This window comes from Paraburkholderia sp. HP33-1, from assembly GCF_021390595.1.
Taxonomy (GTDB): Bacteria; Pseudomonadota; Gammaproteobacteria; order Burkholderiales; family Burkholderiaceae; genus Paraburkholderia.
The window spans coordinates 1,528,601-1,544,732 of record NZ_JAJEJR010000002.1 but is presented as its reverse complement, the minus strand read 5'-3'; the positions used below and the strand labels follow the sequence as shown (position 1 = coordinate 1,544,732).

Annotated in this window: 18 protein-coding genes; 7 read left to right on the top strand and 11 right to left on the bottom strand. The window is 63.5% G+C overall.

Going from position 1 to position 16,132, the window contains the following annotated elements:
• Positions 1–9: 9 nt before the first annotated feature.
• A complete protein-coding gene (locus L0U81_RS23025; RefSeq protein ID WP_233805795.1) occupies positions 10–1,413 on the bottom strand; it encodes an MFS transporter in 1,404 nt (467 codons plus the stop codon).
• Positions 1,414–1,698: 285 nt separating this feature from the next.
• On the opposite strand from L0U81_RS23025, the gene L0U81_RS23020 reads away from it, so the two are divergent.
• Entirely contained in the window at positions 1,699–2,655 is a 957-nt protein-coding gene (locus L0U81_RS23020) for a LysR family transcriptional regulator (protein ID WP_233805794.1), read from the top strand.
• 40 nt (positions 2,656–2,695) lie between these two features.
• Here L0U81_RS23020 and L0U81_RS23015 read toward each other — a convergent pair whose 3' ends face one another.
• The 4 genes from L0U81_RS23015 to L0U81_RS23000 form a co-directional block, all read right to left on the bottom strand.
• Positions 2,696–4,042 (bottom strand): MFS transporter, encoded by a 1,347-nt coding sequence (locus tag L0U81_RS23015; protein WP_233805793.1) that lies wholly within the window; start codon positions 4,040–4,042, stop codon positions 2,696–2,698.
• A gap of 63 nt (positions 4,043–4,105) precedes the next feature.
• Complete coding sequence (locus tag L0U81_RS23010; protein WP_233805792.1) at positions 4,106–4,669, bottom strand: isochorismatase family protein; 564 nt, start codon at positions 4,667–4,669, stop codon at positions 4,106–4,108.
• 45 nt (positions 4,670–4,714) lie between these two features.
• Positions 4,715–5,167, bottom strand: coding sequence for a MarR family winged helix-turn-helix transcriptional regulator (locus L0U81_RS23005; RefSeq protein WP_233805791.1), 453 nt, complete (start codon positions 5,165–5,167; stop codon positions 4,715–4,717).
• A 119-nt stretch (positions 5,168–5,286) separates the two neighbouring features.
• A complete protein-coding gene (locus tag L0U81_RS23000) occupies positions 5,287–5,934 on the bottom strand; it encodes a VTT domain-containing protein (protein ID WP_233805790.1) in 648 nt (215 codons plus the stop codon).
• A 151-nt stretch (positions 5,935–6,085) separates the two neighbouring features.
• Between L0U81_RS23000 and L0U81_RS22995 the strand changes: the two genes are divergently transcribed.
• Positions 6,086–6,613 (top strand): GNAT family N-acetyltransferase, encoded by a 528-nt coding sequence (locus L0U81_RS22995; protein ID WP_233805789.1) that lies wholly within the window; start codon positions 6,086–6,088, stop codon positions 6,611–6,613.
• A 97-nt stretch (positions 6,614–6,710) separates the two neighbouring features.
• On the opposite strand, the gene L0U81_RS22990 is transcribed toward L0U81_RS22995, so the two are convergent.
• The 3 genes from L0U81_RS22990 to L0U81_RS22980 form a co-directional block, all read right to left on the bottom strand.
• Positions 6,711–7,769: an alkene reductase gene (locus L0U81_RS22990; protein WP_233805788.1), complete on the bottom strand. Its 1,059-nt coding sequence runs from the start codon at positions 7,767–7,769 to the stop codon at positions 6,711–6,713.
• A gap of 84 nt (positions 7,770–7,853) precedes the next feature.
• Positions 7,854–8,156, bottom strand: coding sequence for an ArsR/SmtB family transcription factor (locus L0U81_RS22985; protein ID WP_008921901.1), 303 nt, complete (start codon positions 8,154–8,156; stop codon positions 7,854–7,856).
• 306 nt (positions 8,157–8,462) lie between these two features.
• On the bottom strand, positions 8,463–9,329 hold the full coding sequence (locus L0U81_RS22980; protein ID WP_233805787.1) for a sigma-70 family RNA polymerase sigma factor: 867 nt from the start codon (positions 9,327–9,329) through the stop codon (positions 8,463–8,465).
• 165 nt (positions 9,330–9,494) lie between these two features.
• Here L0U81_RS22980 and L0U81_RS22975 point away from each other — a divergent pair, with 165 nt between their 5' ends.
• Positions 9,495–9,821: a hypothetical protein gene (locus L0U81_RS22975; RefSeq protein WP_233805786.1), complete on the top strand. Its 327-nt coding sequence runs from the start codon at positions 9,495–9,497 to the stop codon at positions 9,819–9,821.
• Positions 9,822–9,850: 29 nt separating this feature from the next.
• Here L0U81_RS22975 and L0U81_RS22970 read toward each other — a convergent pair whose 3' ends face one another.
• Entirely contained in the window at positions 9,851–10,384 is a 534-nt protein-coding gene (locus L0U81_RS22970) for a hypothetical protein (protein ID WP_233807905.1), read from the bottom strand.
• Between the two features lie 580 nt (positions 10,385–10,964).
• Here L0U81_RS22970 and L0U81_RS22965 point away from each other — a divergent pair.
• The 4 genes from L0U81_RS22965 to L0U81_RS22950 all read left to right on the top strand — a co-directional run bounded on the left by L0U81_RS22965 (position 10,965) and on the right by L0U81_RS22950 (position 14,064).
• Positions 10,965–11,522: a TetR/AcrR family transcriptional regulator gene (locus tag L0U81_RS22965; protein ID WP_233805785.1), complete on the top strand. Its 558-nt coding sequence runs from the start codon at positions 10,965–10,967 to the stop codon at positions 11,520–11,522.
• Between the two features lie 56 nt (positions 11,523–11,578).
• Positions 11,579–12,424, top strand: coding sequence for an SDR family NAD(P)-dependent oxidoreductase (locus tag L0U81_RS22960; protein WP_233805784.1), 846 nt, complete (start codon positions 11,579–11,581; stop codon positions 12,422–12,424).
• Positions 12,425–12,524: 100 nt separating this feature from the next.
• The gene (locus L0U81_RS22955; protein ID WP_233805783.1) at positions 12,525–13,382 is read left to right on the top strand and encodes an SDR family NAD(P)-dependent oxidoreductase; all 858 of its coding nucleotides are present in this window, start codon (positions 12,525–12,527) and stop codon (positions 13,380–13,382) included.
• Between the two features lie 4 nt (positions 13,383–13,386).
• Entirely contained in the window at positions 13,387–14,064 is a 678-nt protein-coding gene (locus tag L0U81_RS22950) for an NAD-dependent epimerase/dehydratase family protein (protein ID WP_233805782.1), read from the top strand.
• 18 nt (positions 14,065–14,082) lie between these two features.
• On the opposite strand, the gene L0U81_RS22945 is transcribed toward L0U81_RS22950, so the two are convergent.
• Positions 14,083–15,663, bottom strand: coding sequence for a Na+/H+ antiporter (locus L0U81_RS22945; RefSeq protein ID WP_233805781.1), 1,581 nt, complete (start codon positions 15,661–15,663; stop codon positions 14,083–14,085).
• Positions 15,664–15,712: 49 nt separating this feature from the next.
• A complete protein-coding gene (locus tag L0U81_RS22940; protein WP_233805780.1) occupies positions 15,713–15,988 on the bottom strand; it encodes a XapX domain-containing protein in 276 nt (91 codons plus the stop codon).
• Between the last annotated feature and the right edge of the window lie 144 nt (positions 15,989–16,132).

Genomic DNA, 16,132 nt, shown 5'->3' with positions numbered 1-16,132 from the left:
CAAGCGGGCTCAGGCAACGGCCTTTTTCGCTTCGGCCATGCTTTGTGCGCGCATCGCGTCGTAGCTGAGTTTGTCGATCGGTTCGACGTTCTTTTCGCCGAGGTCGCTCAACCGCACGCGGAAGTTTTCACGTGCGCTCCATGCGGCGATCGCGCAGACGATCGTGATGCCGAACGTGATCGCGCCGATCGTGAGCGGCACGTTGTGCGATCCCGGCGGCGCGACGTAGGCGAACAGAGCCGGCAGTAGCGCGGTGATCATCGTGCCGATGTTCTGGCCGATCGCCATGGCGGAGACGCGCGAGCGCGTCGGGAACAGTTCCGGGTAGAAGCTCGGGAAGATCGCGTTGTAGCCTTGATAGATGACGCCCCACATCAGGATCGACATCACCATCGCGAGCGGCACGTTGTGGATGCTGATCGCGTACAGATACGCAAAAGAAAGCAGCCCGGCGCCGAGCGAGCCGACGATGATCGGCAGACGCCGCCCGATCCGGTCCGACAGATTGCCCACGTACGGAATCACGAGCACCGCGACGATGTTGCCGATCACCGGAATCCACAGATACAGGCTCTTCGAAAAACCGATGCCGTACGACGGCTGCACTGCGTACGCCGCGCCGAAAATCGTCGCGACGACCGGGATCACGTTCATCAACGAACACAGCACGACGCGCAGCATGTCGCGCCAGTTGTACTTGAACGCTTCGACGACCGGCGAGCGCGGCACGCCGCCGCTCGCGTCTTCCTTCTCGAACGCGGGTGTTTCCTCGACTTCGCGGCGGATGATGTAGCCGGCGATCAGCACGAACGCGCTGAGCAGGAACGGGACGCGCCAGCCCCACGCGTTGAACGAGGCATCGTTCATGAAATAGGCGAGAGGCAGGAATACCGCGGCGGCGAGAATCTGGCCAGCCTGCACGCCTTGCAGCGTGAAGCTCGCGTAAAATCCGCGTCGCCCGAATGGCGCGTGTTCGAGGATCATCGAGCTGGCGCCTGAAATTTCACCGGCAACCGCGAAGCCCTGGATCAGCCGCAGCACGACGAGCAGCACCGGCGCGAGAAAGCCGACCCGCTGATAGGTCGGCAGCAGACCGACCGCCATCGTCGATAGACCCATCAGGAACATGCAGACGAGCAGCACGTTCTTGCGCCCGTGCGTGTCGCCCCAGTGCCCGAGCACGACCGCGCCGATCGGCCGCGCGACGTAGCCGACGCCGTAGGTGGCGAGCGATGCGACGATCGCGATCTTTGGGTTGCCGGAAGGGAAGAACAGCTGCGGAAAGATCAGCGCGGCGGCCTGCGCGTAGATGAAGAAATCGTAGTACTCGAGTGCCGAGCCGATCCAGCCGCTGGCGGTTGCCTTGCGAGCCTGCGAGCCATGCCCGCTGCTTGCCGTTGCGTTCGTTTGCATGTCGTCTCCTGAACGGGAAATGTTTTTGTCAGCTTCTACGGCTGACTCATTGGCTCCTTTAAACGGGCGCCGCGCAAGCCAGGATTTTCCTGGTCTCGCTGCCGCGGTGCGGCATAACGGTATGGATCGACGCATCGCGCAAGCTGCCGCGGCGCACTACGGGTTAACCACTGAGCCGGGTGTCCAGGGCATGGCACTCAAACCGGCATTCAAACGACTTCCTCTTGCCCAGCCAATCCGTTGGAGCTAGGGTAATAGCGTTCTGCACCGACACAATGCGTCCAGATGCAAAATCAGAATGCGCTCACAGCCACGAATGAATCGTTCCTGCGTGATCTGCAGCTGTTCTGTCATATTGCGCGGCGCGGCAGTTTTGTCGCGGCGTCGACGGAGATGGGGCTGTCGCCGTCGCATGTGAGCAAGCGCATCGCGATGCTCGAAGCTGGTCTCGGCGTCAAGCTGTTTCAGCGCACCACGCGCCGCGTCAGTGTGACGAGCGACGGCGAAGCCGCCCTGCAGTGGGCGCAAAAAATTCTCGACGACGTGCAGGGCATGGCCGACGCGTTCGCCGATCGCCGCACCGAGCTGAGCGGTCTGCTGCGCATCAGCACGAGCTTGCGGCTCGGCCGCAAGCACGTATCGCCGATTCTCGCGATGCTGCGCGAGCGCCACCCGAACCTCGAAATCTGGCTCGAACTGCTGGATCGGCGCGCGGATGTCGTCGGCGAGAACTTCGACATCGACGTTCGCGTCGGCGACGTGCAGGAGCCGCATCTGATCGCGCACAAGATGGTCGAGAGCGCGCGCATTCTGTGTGCGTCGCCGGCTTACGTCGAACGGCGCGGCGCGCCCGTCGAACTCAACGATCTGACCGGCCACGATTGCCTGCTGTTTCGCGGCCGCGACGACCGCTTCGGCGTCTGGCGTCTCACCGGGCCGGATGGAGAAAAGACCGTGAAGGTGACGGGCACGGTCGCGTCGAATCTGAGCGACATCGTCGTGCAGTGGGCGAGGGACGGCTACGGCATCGTGATGGTGTCGATCTGGGACGTGGCCGGGAGCCTGCGTGCGGGCGAACTCGTGCGCGTGCTGCCCGACTATCAGCAGTCCGCCGACGTGTGGGCCGTGACGGCCGAGCGCTTGTCGTCGTCCGCGCGGATTCAGGTGTGCATCGAGTTTCTCAGGGAGCAGCTGACGCGCGGGCCGTATGCGCTGGTGACGCGCGGCGTGGGCGGATTCTGAGCGGCGCCTGGCTGGGTCCGGCGCTCGCTCGCGGGCACTGTCATACGCTCGAAGCCGTATCCTCTTCCGCCTCGTCCAGCTCGCCGCGCTGAACCGTTGCTGCGGAGTCCGCAATGACCGTGGTCGTGACTGGCCGTGGGTCCTCGATGCTGTAACGCAGGCGCCAGCCTTCGCGATGGAAACGCAGTTGCCGGCATCGCATCAGATAGACGAGACCGACGAGCGCCGCGCCGAAGCCCGATGCCGCGCCGACGCCTAGCGCCCAGCGCGGGCCGAAACGGTCGGCGACCCAGCCGACCACCGGCGCGCCGAGCGGTGTGCCGCCGAGCGCGATCGCCAGCAGAATCGCGATGACGCGGCCGCGCATCGCAGGCTCGGTGGTCAGTTGCACGAGGCTATTCGTCGAGGTGGTGAAAGTCTGCGTCGACACGCCGATCGCGATCAGCACGATGCCGAACAGCACATAGTTCGGCATCAGCGCGGCCGCCGTGCAGCCGACGCCGAACATCGCGCCGGCACCGAGCAGTAGCGCCATCGTGGGCCGCGCGCGGCGCGCCGCGAGCAGGGCGCCGGTGACCGAGCCGATCGCCATCGTTGAACTGAGCACGCCGTACTCGCCCGCGCCCGCACGGAACGCGGTGACGGACATCGTGGAGATGAAGATCGGGAAGTTCAGGCCGAAGGTGCCGATCAGGAACAGCATCAGGAGCGCCGCTTTCAGATCGGGGCGCGTCCAGACGTATTTGAAGCCTTCGACGAAACTGCCCCGCGAGCGCACATTGCGCGGCTTGATATGCAGCTGGTCGAGCCGCAGCATGCGCAACGCGCCGAGCACGGCGACGAACGACAACGCGTTGATCAGGAACACCCAGCCGCTGCCGACCGAGGCGATCAGGAGACCCGCGACCGCCGGCCCGAGCATGCGCGCGGCGTTGAACGACGTGGAGTTCAGCGCGACCGCATTGGCGAGATCGCGTTCGCCGACGAGGTCGGACACGAAGGTCTGGCGCGCGGGGGAATCGAACGCGGTCACGCAGCCGAGCAGCCCCGCGAACACATAGACGTGCCAGAGCTGCACAAGCCCGGTGACGGTGAGCAGACCGAGCGCGAGCGCCAGCGTGCCCATTGCCGCCTGCGTCGCGAACAGCAGCTTGCGGCGATCGAAGTGATCGGCCGTGTAGCCGGTGAGAGGCAGCAACAGCATCTGCGGCCCGAACTGCAGTGACATCACGATGCCCACTGCCGTCGCGTTGTGATGCGTGAGCCCGGTGAGCACGAGCCAGTCCTGCGCCGTTCGCTGCATCCACGTGCCGATGTTCGAGACGATCGCGCCGCTCGCCCAGACGCGGTAGTTGAAAATGCGCAGCGAACGGAACGTGGTGCTCACAACAGGGGTTTCCTCAACGCGGGGTGGGCCGCATGCGGGCAGGGGGCACGCTCGAATGCGGACTCAAGCCCTCGAGCTTTCGAGCAGATCGAGCAGTTCCTGCGTCGTGCCGGTCTCGCCGAGGCGCGGGAAGATGCGCGTGATGCTGTTGGTGTGCGCGTCGGCGTGCAGATCGGTCATCGCGTCGACGACCAGCGTGACGTTCAGGCCGAGTTCGCTCGCGAAGCGCGCGGTCGATTCGATGCCGATGCTGGTCGCGATACCGGCGAGCACCACTTGCGTGACGCCTTGCTGCTGCAGATACGCGGCGAGATCGGTGTTGGTGAAGGCGCCCCAGGTGCGCTTCGTGACCAGATGGTCCGACGCCTGCTGTTTGAGCTCGGGCAGCAGATCGGTGAAGCCGGGCGGGAAGTCGCCGGTGTGGCGGCCCTGGTCGGCGCGGCCCGGTGCGCCGCCGGCGACGTTCACGAGCACGACGGGCAGGCCGTGGCGGCGGAACGCGTCGAGCAGCCTAACCGAGCGCTCGACGACTTCGCCGGCCGGATGGGCGGTTGGCAATGCGACGATGCCGCGCTGCAGATCGATGACGACCAGTGCGGTCCGGGCGTCGAGAGTGGTGAGTGCCATGGTGTGCTCCTGCGAGTGACGAGACGCGTGCGCGCGAATTGCGGGTTACAGATCGACGAGGCGTTTCAGCAGACCGACGCCCGTCGCGAGTTGTTGCTGTTCGGTCGCCGTGAAGCGCGTTTGAATCGTGCGAAACAGCCAGTCTTCACGCGCCGCGCGGCTCGCCCTGACCTTCTTGCGAAACGAAGGCGTGAGCGACAGAACCGTCTGCCTTCCGTCGTCAGGATCGGGCGCGCCGCTGACGAGCCCAGCGGCTTTCAATACTGCGAGCGTTTCTCCCATCGATTGCGGACGCATGCCGTGCGCGCGCGCGAGCGCGGTGACCGTGGCCGGGCCTTCGCGCTCCAGCAGGTTCAGCACCTGCACCTGCGACGGCGTGAAGTCGCCGACATGCGACTCTTCACGCAGACGCCGGCGCAGCTTACCCGCCAGCACGCGCAGATCTTCGGCCAGCGAATGAAGTTCTTCCGGCGTAACCGGGGGAAGGGATTTGCTCATGGGGTGAGCCCGGCAGCGACATGATGTGAAGGTATCCTGCTAAGGTTACCTTCGTATCTTGCGCGGGTCAAGTTTGGAAACGACAGACGACCGTGCTCGGGAGCGTCACCAGGACGGCCTCACCGTGCCCGCATCCGCCGGTTGAAAAAGCGCCATATCGCGCCGCCGGCCAGCATCGCGCCACCGAGCGCGAGGCCCAGCAGCACCAGCGAACTCAGGTGCTCGCGCACCACCGGCACGTTGCCGAACAGATAGCCGGCCGCGATCAGCGACACGACCCAGAGCGCCGCGCCCGCGGTGACGAACGCGACGAAGCGCGAGGACGTCATGCGCGACACGCCCGCGGCGAACGGCGCGAAGGTGCGCACCACGGCGATGAACGGCGACAGCAGGAAGGTCAGGCGGCCGCGCGTCTCGCTGAACGCGTGTGCACGGCGCAGCGCGTCGCGGTTGAGCCAGTAGTAGTTGCGGGTATAGACCTTGTCGCCGACCGCCCGGCCGATCCCATAGCCGACGATGCTGCCGCCCACCGTCGCGACGAACAGTACGGGCGCTATGATCCACACGTTCAATGCGCCCGTGGCCGCGAGCGCGCCGCAGATGAAGATCAGCGGATCGCCGGGCAGGAAGAACAGCGGCAGGAAGCCGTATTCGACGAACACGACGACGAACAGCAGTGCGTAGATTGCCGTGCCGAATTGCACGATCAGCGCGCTCAGATGCTGGTCCAGGTGCAGCGCGATCTGCAGCACATTCATCAGGTTCATCGTGGCGCGGGGCTCGGGTGGTGTCGGGAAGTGATGAGTGTAGTCCCGCGAGCGAGCGCGCAGGGAGCATCCGCGAGTTTATGCCGGTTGTCGCTTGTCGAGGTTGCGGCCCCGATGTCAAACTCGGACGGTCCTCTTCAGACGCAAGGCCATGCCGCACGATCCCGCCATCACCTTCCGTTTTGCCGCACCGCACGAGGCCGAAACGATTCGCGCAATCGAATTCGAAGCGGGTCTGCGTTTCGTCAGCGTCGGCATGACCGGCGTTGCCGACGCGCCGCCGATGGCGCGCGAGATCGTCGAGCGCAAGATCGACGCGCGCGAGATCATCGTCGCGCTCGACCAACAGGCGACCTGTGCGGGCTTCGTGATGTTCGAGCCGCAGCCCACGCGCATCTACATTCAGGAGCTCGATGTGCTGACCTCGCACGCGGGCAGGCGCATCGGCGCGGCATTGATCGAAGAGGTCGCTCGAATCGCGCGCCTGCGCCAACTGACGCAGCTCGTGCTGTCGACGTATCTCGACGTGCCGTGGAATGCGCCGTACTACCGGCGGCTCGGGTTTCGCGACCTCGACACGTCGGAGCTCGATGCAGCGTTGCTGGCGCGGCGCGACGCGCATATCGCGCGCGGGCTCGATGAATCGAAACGGGTGTTCATGCGGCGCGATCTCGTCTAGCGCACACAAAAACGGCGGGCGTGACTGAAACTCAGTCACGCCCGCCGTTTTGCTTCGTCATTCCATACGGCGAGCATGAGCCCGCCGCAACTACCGGTTACACCGTTTCCAGCGCCGGATAATCGGTGTAGCCGACTTCGCCGCGCGCGTAGTACGTCGCCGGAACCGGCTTGTTCAGCGGCGCATCTTCTGCGAAGCGGCGCACCAGATCCGGATTCGCGATGTACAGCTGACCCCAGGCCACCGCATCCGCTTCGCCCGCGTCGAGTACCTGTTGCGCGCTTTCCTTCGTGAACTTCTCGTTTGCGATGTACGGGCCGCCGAACGCTTGCTTCAGCTGTGGGCCGAGGCGGTCGTCGCCGAGCGCTTCGCGTGCCGCGATAAACGCGATCTTGCGCTTGCCCAGTTCACGCGCGACATAGCCGAACGTCGCGGCCGGATCGGAGTCGCCCATCGTATGTGCGTCGCGGCGCGGCGCGAGATGCACGCCGACGCGGTTAGCGCCCCACACGCTGATGCACGCGTCGGTGACTTCGAGCAGCAGACGCGCGCGGTTTTCGATCGGCCCGCCGTAGGCATCGGTACGCTTGTTGGTGCTGTCCTGCAGGAACTGGTCGAGCAGATAGCCGTTCGCGCCGTGCACTTCGACGCCGTCGAAACCCGCGGCCTTCGCGTTTTCCGCGCCCTTACGGAATGCTTCGACGACACCGGCGATTTCATCGAGTTCGAGCGCGCGCGGCGTCACGAACGGGCGCTCGGGACGCACGAGGCTCACGTGACCGCCGGCCGCGATCGCGCTCGGCGCGACCGGCAGCTCGCCGTTCAGGAACACCGGGTCGGAAATGCGGCCGACGTGCCACAGTTGCAGGAAGATCTTGCCGCCCGCGTCGTGCACGGCCTGGGTGACGAGCTTCCAGCCTTCGACCTGCTCCTGCGACCAGATGCCCGGCGTGTCGGCGTAGCCGATGCCCTGGGGCGTGACCGACGTCGCTTCGCTGAGGATCAGGCCGGCGCTCGCGCGTTCGGCGTAGTAGCGCGCCATCAGCGCGTTCGGCACGCGGATTTCCTCGGCGCGCTGACGCGTGAGCGGCGCCATGATGATGCGGTTCGGCAGCGTGATATCGCCAATTTGCAGCGGATCGAAAAGAGTCGGCATAAGAGTTCACCTTTGGCGGCGGGCAGGGCCCGAGCCTCAAAAAAACTGCGTGAAAAAGGAAGCGCGGCGATGCGGATGCGGCGCTCAGAGCTTCGCGTTCATGTATTCGAGGAACGCCTGAATGACGGGCTCATTGCGTTTGAAGAACACCCATTGACCGACCCGTTTCGACGTGACGAGCCCCGCGCGCTGTAACGCGGCGAGGTGCGCCGACACGGTGGACTGCGACAGGCCGCAGCGCGCGTCGATCTTGCCCGCGCACACGCCGTGGTCGAGCGGCAGCTCCTGATCGGCAAAATGCGCGTACGGCTCGCGCAGCCAGCCGAGAATCTCCCGGCGGACCGGGTTGGCCAGCGCTTTGTGGATCGCGTCGAAATCGGGCGTCATGTGGATGGGGTCAGGGTGAATCGGCAACCGGCACGCCGGGTGGCGTGCGCGGAATTGCATCGCTACAGGACGAATCATATATCGTAATTTAACGATATTGGTGAAGGCATTACTCTAATTGTGGCGATAGGGGGGGCGACATACAAAAAGGCACAGCCGTCGTTTAGCGCCTCGTGGCGGCTGGCAGATCATGGGCCTTATGGAAGGCTTTGCTCATGGCTGAACTTTGGGCGACACGCGGTTCTTTTCGCCGCCACGGGTACCACCGCCGAGAATCGACACCAGTCCGAAAACGGTTTGCGCGCATCATACGCGTTGCACGACGAGACTTTCCATCACGTAAGGCGCGTACCGGAAGTCGCGGATGGCGACGATGCGATCTTCAGCCCAGTCGAGCACGATCACGTACGCGATATCGGCGGTGGCCACCGTCGGGTCACTGGCGAGCAGGACCGGCCGCCCCTCCGCGCAGCCCACAGCCAGCCGGCAATTGAGGTTCTGCTCGTAACGCGTGAAATAGACCGACACGTCCTTGCGCCCGGCAAGGCGGGTCCGGTTGACGAGATCGAGCCGCACTTCCTCGGAGAGCAGATCGCGAAGCGCGTCGAAGTCGCGGGCGTTGAATCGGTCGGTATAGCTGCGCAGACGCTCGCGATCGGCCTCGCTCAAGCCAGGCATCGAATAGTCCGGCGTTGCGAGGAGTTCCTGCAACCGCCCCCGGCCACGGTGCAACGCCGCCTTGACGGCGGAAAGGCTGACGCCGAGCAGGTCAGCCGTCTCGGCGAGCGAGTAGCCGAGGACATCCGTCAGGACCACGGTCGAGCGCTGGATGGTCGAGAGATGCATGAAATTCGCGAGACTGGCCGCCGCCGCAACTCTCGCATCGGCCTGCGCTCCGTGATCGACCAGATTCGAAAGCGCTTCGCCAGATTCCATCAGGCCCTCGCGCTTGCGGCGGCGCAGGGTGTCCAGCGCAGCGTTGTGAGCGATGCGCAACAACCAGCTCTCCGGATGCTGAATGTCTCCGGCGGCCGGGAAAGCCTGGATAGCACTGGTCAGCGCGTCCTGAACGACATCTTCTCCATCGAAAGCCGACCCGACCATGCGCGTGCAATAGCGGTGCAGGCGAGGGCGCAGGTCTGTCATCAAGCGTGCCAATCCGTCCGAATCCACGGCTCAAGTCTCCTTCATACAGCCAAATATCACGAGAGACGTTCAAAGCAACCCAAAGGATGCGCATGCAAAAAAATATTTCTTCCGCGCATCCTTTGCGTGGACCGCATCGTCTTTGGCGTTATCGACACGCTCCCGTGTCGAGTCCCTTGAAAGGAAAACATCATGCAACGAACTGTCTTTGTGCGTTATGTCGTCAAGCCGGAATGCGCTGCCGAAAACGAGGCGCTATCGCGCGCCGTGTTTGCCGAGCTTCGCGAAACGAAGCCCGAGAACGCCTACTATGCCGTGTTCAGAAACGGCCTTGAGTTCGTCCACATCTTCGTGAATATGGCCGCGGACGATTCCGCGGTCATCACGGAGTTGCCGAGCTTCAAGGCGTACTCCAAGGATATCGCGGCGCGCTGCGAAAAGGAGCCGGAGGTGGCGCGATTGGGCGTCGAACTGCTCGAATCGTACGGGTTTGCGGCGATTAGTTTGAACGCGAACTGACGGCCAGGAGAGTTGCCGTGCGGGTCGGGCTAACGCCGTCGCATGCCGCCGGCGCCGCGCATGCCATTGGACATTTGCATGCCCCCGAACCCGCGCGTGCCATTGGACGCTTGCATGCTGCCGAACCCGCGCATGCTGCCGCCTGGGAAAGGTCCGCGGTGAAAGCCCGCTCCCACTGGCTTGCCGAAGTGATTGTGATCCAGTTGATGGAAGTGATGGAAATGGTGGAAGTGATGGAAACGATCGATGAAGATGAAGCTCACACCCGCGCCGATGAAAATCGGCGGCCCCCACCACCACGGGTCAGGATACGGGTAGGCGGCAACCGGATACCACAACACGCTGCCATCGGAACTCTGCTCGAACTGCCATGTTCCGTCACTTTGCAGGCACGCGCGCCCGATGATCTGTTGCATCGAACCGTCGATGTCCGCCTGCCCGGCGACCGCGCGGCAATTGGCGCTGTCGGCCTCTACGGGTGAACCGTCATATGCTTGCGCGAACGCGGGGGCAGAAAGGCTGAGATAGATGAGTAATGCCCCAAAGCCAGGTAGCTTGTCCATGATGGACTCTTGCATGTATCTCCGACGTTTCGACGAGCGGAGTCGCCGGCGTCACCAGGGCACATCGGTGTGCTCCACAAATTCAAACCGCCGAGCAAAAGGCACGCGGCCGAGGACGCGGTTGCCTAACAATTAAACGATAGACCACCCTGCGTTATTCCGCGGTGAGAACCTTGGTCTGCCACGGTCAGTTCCTGGTTGCAAGGATCCGAGCGCATCCAGGCTGCATTAGACGCGTGCTCAAGACATCGCAGATCGCTCACCGTGAGCAGATTCTCGTGCTATTCGATGTGACGCTAATTGGAAGTCGCCTGGCAGGCTTGTCCTGTTTGGCGAGCGCAGGGTTTTGTGCGCAAGGCGCGTCGGCTCTCAGCGCTGCGAATCATACGTACGGACTTGAGGCCAGGAGAAATGTCGGCCGCGCATGCGGCAGGGCCGCACCCACGTGGATTTCAAGTACAGGCTTATATGTGCACTGACAAGAGGTGGCGACATACAAAAGTCGAGCGGTTGCGCGCCGTGCGGACCTGTGTATAATTGAGCGCGTACTCACTCTATATTGATTCAGATGGCACGCCCCTTGAGCCCGGAAAAACGACAGGCCCTGTTATTGTCTGCAACCCAGGCCGTAGCCGAAGTGGGGGTGCAGGCGAGCACTTCGAGCATTGCCCGGGGTGCAGGCGTGGCCGAGGGCACCTTGTTCACGTACTTCGAGAACAAGGAGGTGCTGTTCCAGGAGCTTTATCTGCATCTCAAGCGCAGTCTCGCGGAAACTGTGTTGCCGGGCTATCCGCACGATGCGGACTACAGGCAGCGCATGGAACACGTTTTCCAGCGCTACGTGAGCTGGGGGCTTGCCAATCCAGCGGGGCGGTTCGCCATCGCGCGGCTCTCGGCCTCGGGGTATGTATTGGACGAGACCAGGGTGCAGGGTATGCAGGCGTTTCTGGAAGTGTCGCGGATGATGACGGACGGGGTGCGGGATGGCGTGCTGGTGGATGCGCCGATCGCCTTTCTCTCATCGCTGATCGAGCACATTGCCGATTCGATCATTGAGTACGTGCAACAGTATCCCAAGGACGCCGAACGTCACCGGCAACTGGGATTTTGCGTGCTGTGGCGCGCCATCACGCAGTAAAAATTTTTTGTGATTATTGAGTGCGTACGCGCTCATTGCTAAAGGAGGTCGGCATCATGTCCGTCCAGAAGTGGTTCATTACTGGCGCATCCGGCGGGCTGGGACTCGCTCTCACGGAAAAGGTGCTCGCCGAGGGGCATTCCGTCGTTGCGGCGGTTCGCCGGGTCGATGCGATGCAGGCGCTCAAACAGAAATATCCAACACAACTCGTGCTGGAGGCGGTCGATTTGATGAATCGCGAGCAGATTCAGGCCGCGGCGGCGCGCCATCCTGATGTCGACGTGGTCGTCAACAACGCGGGCGGCGCGGTGATCGGCGCCATGGAGGAGATGAGCGAAGCCGATATCGAGCAGCAGATCGGACTGAATCTGCTCGCGCCTGTTCATGTCACGCGCGCCTTCCTCCCTGCGTTGAGGGCGAGGAAACGCGGCACGTTCATCTACGTCAGCAGCGTAGGCGGACGGGGCGCCTTCCCGAGTGGCTCGCTGTACCACGCCGCGAAGTTCGGCCTCGAAGGTTTCGCCGAGGCGGTGAGCCAGGAAATCGCCGAGTTTGGCATCAAGACCATCATCATTGAACCGGGCTCCATCAAGACCGGCTTCGTGGCAAATATCCGCTGGACCGAGGAACTCGATGCTTACAAGGATGGTGCAGTCGGCAAGCTGCGTCGTCAGGTCAAGGCGGTCGGCGATGAATACGCATCGGGCGACCCCGTGAAAATGGCCGACGCCATCTATACGATCAGTCAGATGTCACAGCCGCCGCTGCGCACCGTCCTCGGCGGAGATGCCTATGCGGTGCTGGAGGCCGGCTATACCCGGAGTCTCTCGGAACTGCAGGCGCAAAAGGACCTCGCCGAATCCGTGATGTTCGCGGGCAAGGCAGGATTCAATCCACTGTGAGCATGGCGACGTGTGAATTGCGCGACACGGAAGGGTTTGAGGGTCGCGCGCATCTTCGGCAAAAGTCACCGCTGACGGTGCATTTCAAAGGCTAACCATCATGTCTAAAGTCTGGTTGATTACGGGTGCGTCCCGAGGTTTGGGCCGCTCCCTTCTCGAGGCCGCATTGGCCGACGGCGCTCAGGTAATGGCGACGGCCCGCGATGCAGCGCGATTCGCAGATTTGCAGACGCGCTACGGCGAGCGCCTCGCTACGGTCGAACTGGATGTCACGAACGAACAGCAGGCGAAGGAGGCCGTTTCCGAGGCGGTGCGTCGCTTCGGCCGTCTGGACGTGCTGGTCAACAATGCGGGCTACGGCCACATTCAGCCATTCGAGTACGTACAACCCGAAGATTTTCGTGCGCAGATCGAGACCAATCTCTTTGGCGTGGTGAACCTGACTCGTGCGGCGATCCCGGTGATGCGCGCGCAGGGTGGTGGCCACATCTTTCAGATCTCATCGGCAGGCGGCCGCATCAGCACCCCGGGACTTTCGGCTTACCAGGCTGCGAAGTGGGCCGTAGGCGGATTCAGCGATGTCGTGAGCAAGGAAGTCGCGCCCTTCGGAATCCGCATCTGTACGCTCGAACCAGGCGGTATGCGCACCGAGTGGGGCCATGAGGCCCGCGCGACGCTGCAGCATCTGCCGCAAGACTACGAAGCATCGCTCGGGGACTTCAAGGCGCTCATCGATGCCTACGTCGGCCATGAAGTCGGTGATCCTGAGCGTATTGCGAAACTGATCGTGGCGCTCGCCTCGCGTGCAACGGTCCCCGCGCGCCTCGTGCTCGGCTCGGACGCCTGGCAGGTCGTCGAAGCCGAAGAACTGGCGCGCCGCGAGACGATGCAGTCATGGAAACCTGTGACCCTCGCTGCCGACTTCGGTGCGGTATCGCCTGCGTGGCCATCGGAGTGACGCTATGCGAGTAGTCCTGATCGGCGCAACGGGCATGGTTGGGCAGGGCGTATTGCGGGCGTGTCTCAAAGCCCGGGACGTCACCGAAATCATCGTGGTGGGCCGGCGCGCGCCGCCTGGCTACGAGGATCCGCGCCTAAAGGTCTTCGTCGTCCCCGACCTGAGTCGCTTCGACGCGGCAGACGATGCATTTGCCAACGTCGACGCATGCTTTTTCTGCGTCGGCGTCTCTTCTTTCCGCATGTCCGAGCCGGAATACCGCGTGGTGACCTACGACCTCACGCTTCATCTCGCGCGACAACTGCTTGCCCGCAGTCCAGGCATGACGATGGTGTATGTCTCGGGGGCCGGCGCGGACAGCAGCGAGCGGGGCAAGACGATGTGGGCCCGAATCCGTGGAGAAACGGAGAACGCGTTACAGCGGCTGCCGTTTCGGCGGGTGGCCATTTTCCGGCCCTCCGCGATCGTTCCCGAAGACGGGATCCAGTCGCGCACCGCCATTTACCGGTGGATGTATGTCGTGCTCAAGCCACTCCTGGTGCTGCTGCGGCGCCTGTCGCCCGCCAGCATACTGACCACCGGAATCATTGGCGACGCCATGCTGAATGTCGTGCGTTCAGGCGTGCCGCAACCCGTTCTCGAGTCTGCGGACATTTATCGATTGGCCGCTGCGCGTACGTGATGGACGCGTCAGGCGGCTCTACGGTTCGAGCAGGCGTAACAGTCGCATCTCTTCGAGATCGAGTTCCGACTCGATGCGATGCAGCACGTCGTCGTCCACCTTGCCGTCCTGGTGCAGATCGAGCAGCGACTCGCGCGACACGCCTACCAGTTTGAGTTCGATACGCAGAAAGCGCGCGCGGTCTTCAACCCGTTCGGCGCCCATCGCATGCGCGTTTTCGTTCGCCGTGACGCGGATGCGGTATTCGACTAGCAGGCGCTCAATCGTCGCGCGTTCGACGGCGGGTGCATGCTTGCCCATCTTCTCGAGCGCAGCGAGCGATGCCCCGAACGTCCGCGCGCGCGCTTCGTGCTCCGACATGGTCTGGCGCACGTGTGGGCGCAGATTCAGCAAACGGATGAGTGGCGCAAGACTGCCGCCCTGCACGACGAGCGTCGCGATGATGAGCAGGAAGGTGCTGAATATGATCAGGTCGCGGCCCGGAAAATTGCCTGGCAACGCAATGGCAGCCGCGAGACTTACCACGCCGCGCATGCCGGCCCATCCCAGCACGACGGCCTCGCCGGCCGACCAGGGCTGGCTGCCCAGGCGCTTCGCGAGCACGCGGCTCGGCAGCCAGATCGCGGCAAACACCCACACGAGGCGGGCGGCAATCGCAGCCGCCGTTGCGGGCAGCGCGACGTGCAAGCCAGCCATCAGGACACCGACGTCGTAGTTCACGCGAGCCATGATGCCGTTTAGCGCAAGGCCGATCAGGATGAAAACGAGCGCGTCGAGCGCGAACACGATCGCTTCCCACGCGGCCTTGGACTTGATACGCATGCCGGCGTCGAACACCCGGTGCTGACGCACGCCGAGCACGAGGCCGCACGTTACGACGGCGAGCACGCCTGAGCCGCCGATGGCGTCCGCGATGCCGTAGCTTGCCCAGGCCATCACGAAGGTCAGCACGATGCCGAGCATCGCGTCGGCGAGGCGCGGCAGCAGCCAGCAAATGGTTTGACCGCATACGAGGCCAACCGCAATGCCGATTAGCGACAGCGTGAAGAAAAGTCCCGTTCCGCTCGCGACCGTGATCGTGGCTGCGAGCGCCGCCGAAACCGCCATCTGATAGAGCAACAGGCCCGACGCGTCGTTCACGAGGCTTTCGCCTTCGAGCACGGTCACGAGCCGCGAGGGCAGCGGGTGGCGTTGCAGGATCGCCTTCGCGGCCACTGCGTCGGGAGGCGAGACGATCGCACCGAGCGTGAAGCAGGCGGCCCATGGCAGGCCCGGATTGACCGCATGCGCGACGACGCCAACCGCGACGGTCGTGAACGTCACCGCGCCGAGCACGAGCGAAGCGATCGTGCCAAGTTCGCTCCGGAAGTCCTTCCACGCCGTGTAGAACGAACTCGACATCAGCAGCGGCGGCAGCACGGCCGCGAGCAGCAGATTCGGGTCCATTTCGGGCACGCGTTTGCCGGTGGCCGCAATCACGCAGCCGCCTAGCAACAGCACGACGGCGGGTGGGATCGCAATGCGCTCCGCAACCCAGGTCAGCGCGCCCGCACCAAAGATCAACAACAGCAGGTAATGAAAGATCTCGACGTTGTTCATCCGCGTGCCGGCAGACGATGCAGCACGCAATGGCGTGAATGTCGAAGCATCACGATGCTCGCGGGTCCTTGGTGGCTGCGTCGGGAGTGTGAGCGCCCGGCAGTGAGCCGAACATATGTTGGCTGCATTTCGCTTCGCGCCAGGCCACATTCAGTTTGATGCCTGAAAACATGCGGCGCACGACGGGAAGTATCTGCTCGCCCGCCAGAATACCGAGCAGTCCCACGAGCGCAATGGTGGGCGGAGCAGGCGACTGCACACCGATTGCGTAGTAAACGACCCCGACAAGCGCACCTGCGAGGAAAGAAAAAATATACGGTTTCATGATGCGAGTCCCGTAGACGACCTGTCGGTGAGAGGCACTGCGCAGCGAATGTTTCGCAAGCGTATCGGGTTTGCCGGAATAAGGAAAGCGTCGTTAGGACAACCCGTAGATGCAAATTTGCGAATCGAATTAATTCCATTTCAT

Excerpts from the sequence above, each read along its gene's own strand:
- L0U81_RS22990 (WP_233805788.1), bottom strand. The coding sequence starts at position 7,769 with ATGCCGACTCTTTTCGATCCGCTGCAAATTGGCGATATCACGCTGCCG.
- L0U81_RS22985 (WP_008921901.1), bottom strand. The coding sequence starts at position 8,156 with ATGACGCCCGATTTCGACGCGATCCACAAAGCGCTGGCCAACCCGGTC.
- L0U81_RS22955 (WP_233805783.1), top strand. The coding sequence starts at position 12,525 with ATGTCTAAAGTCTGGTTGATTACGGGTGCGTCCCGAGGTTTGGGCCGC.
- L0U81_RS23025 (WP_233805795.1), bottom strand. The coding sequence starts at position 1,413 with ATGCAAACGAACGCAACGGCAAGCAGCGGGCATGGCTCGCAGGCTCGC.
- L0U81_RS23020 (WP_233805794.1), top strand. The coding sequence starts at position 1,699 with ATGCAAAATCAGAATGCGCTCACAGCCACGAATGAATCGTTCCTGCGT.
- L0U81_RS22940 (WP_233805780.1), bottom strand. The coding sequence starts at position 15,988 with ATGAAACCGTATATTTTTTCTTTCCTCGCAGGTGCGCTTGTCGGGGTC.
- L0U81_RS22950 (WP_233805782.1), top strand. The coding sequence starts at position 13,387 with ATGCGAGTAGTCCTGATCGGCGCAACGGGCATGGTTGGGCAGGGCGTA.
- L0U81_RS23005 (WP_233805791.1), bottom strand. The coding sequence starts at position 5,167 with ATGAGCAAATCCCTTCCCCCGGTTACGCCGGAAGAACTTCATTCGCTG.
- L0U81_RS22945 (WP_233805781.1), bottom strand. The coding sequence starts at position 15,663 with ATGAACAACGTCGAGATCTTTCATTACCTGCTGTTGTTGATCTTTGGT.
- L0U81_RS22975 (WP_233805786.1), top strand. The coding sequence starts at position 9,495 with ATGCAACGAACTGTCTTTGTGCGTTATGTCGTCAAGCCGGAATGCGCT.
- L0U81_RS23000 (WP_233805790.1), bottom strand. The coding sequence starts at position 5,934 with ATGAACCTGATGAATGTGCTGCAGATCGCGCTGCACCTGGACCAGCAT.
- L0U81_RS23010 (WP_233805792.1), bottom strand. The coding sequence starts at position 4,669 with ATGGCACTCACCACTCTCGACGCCCGGACCGCACTGGTCGTCATCGAT.
- L0U81_RS22995 (WP_233805789.1), top strand. The coding sequence starts at position 6,086 with ATGCCGCACGATCCCGCCATCACCTTCCGTTTTGCCGCACCGCACGAG.
- L0U81_RS22960 (WP_233805784.1), top strand. The coding sequence starts at position 11,579 with ATGTCCGTCCAGAAGTGGTTCATTACTGGCGCATCCGGCGGGCTGGGA.
- L0U81_RS22970 (WP_233807905.1), bottom strand. The coding sequence starts at position 10,384 with ATGGACAAGCTACCTGGCTTTGGGGCATTACTCATCTATCTCAGCCTT.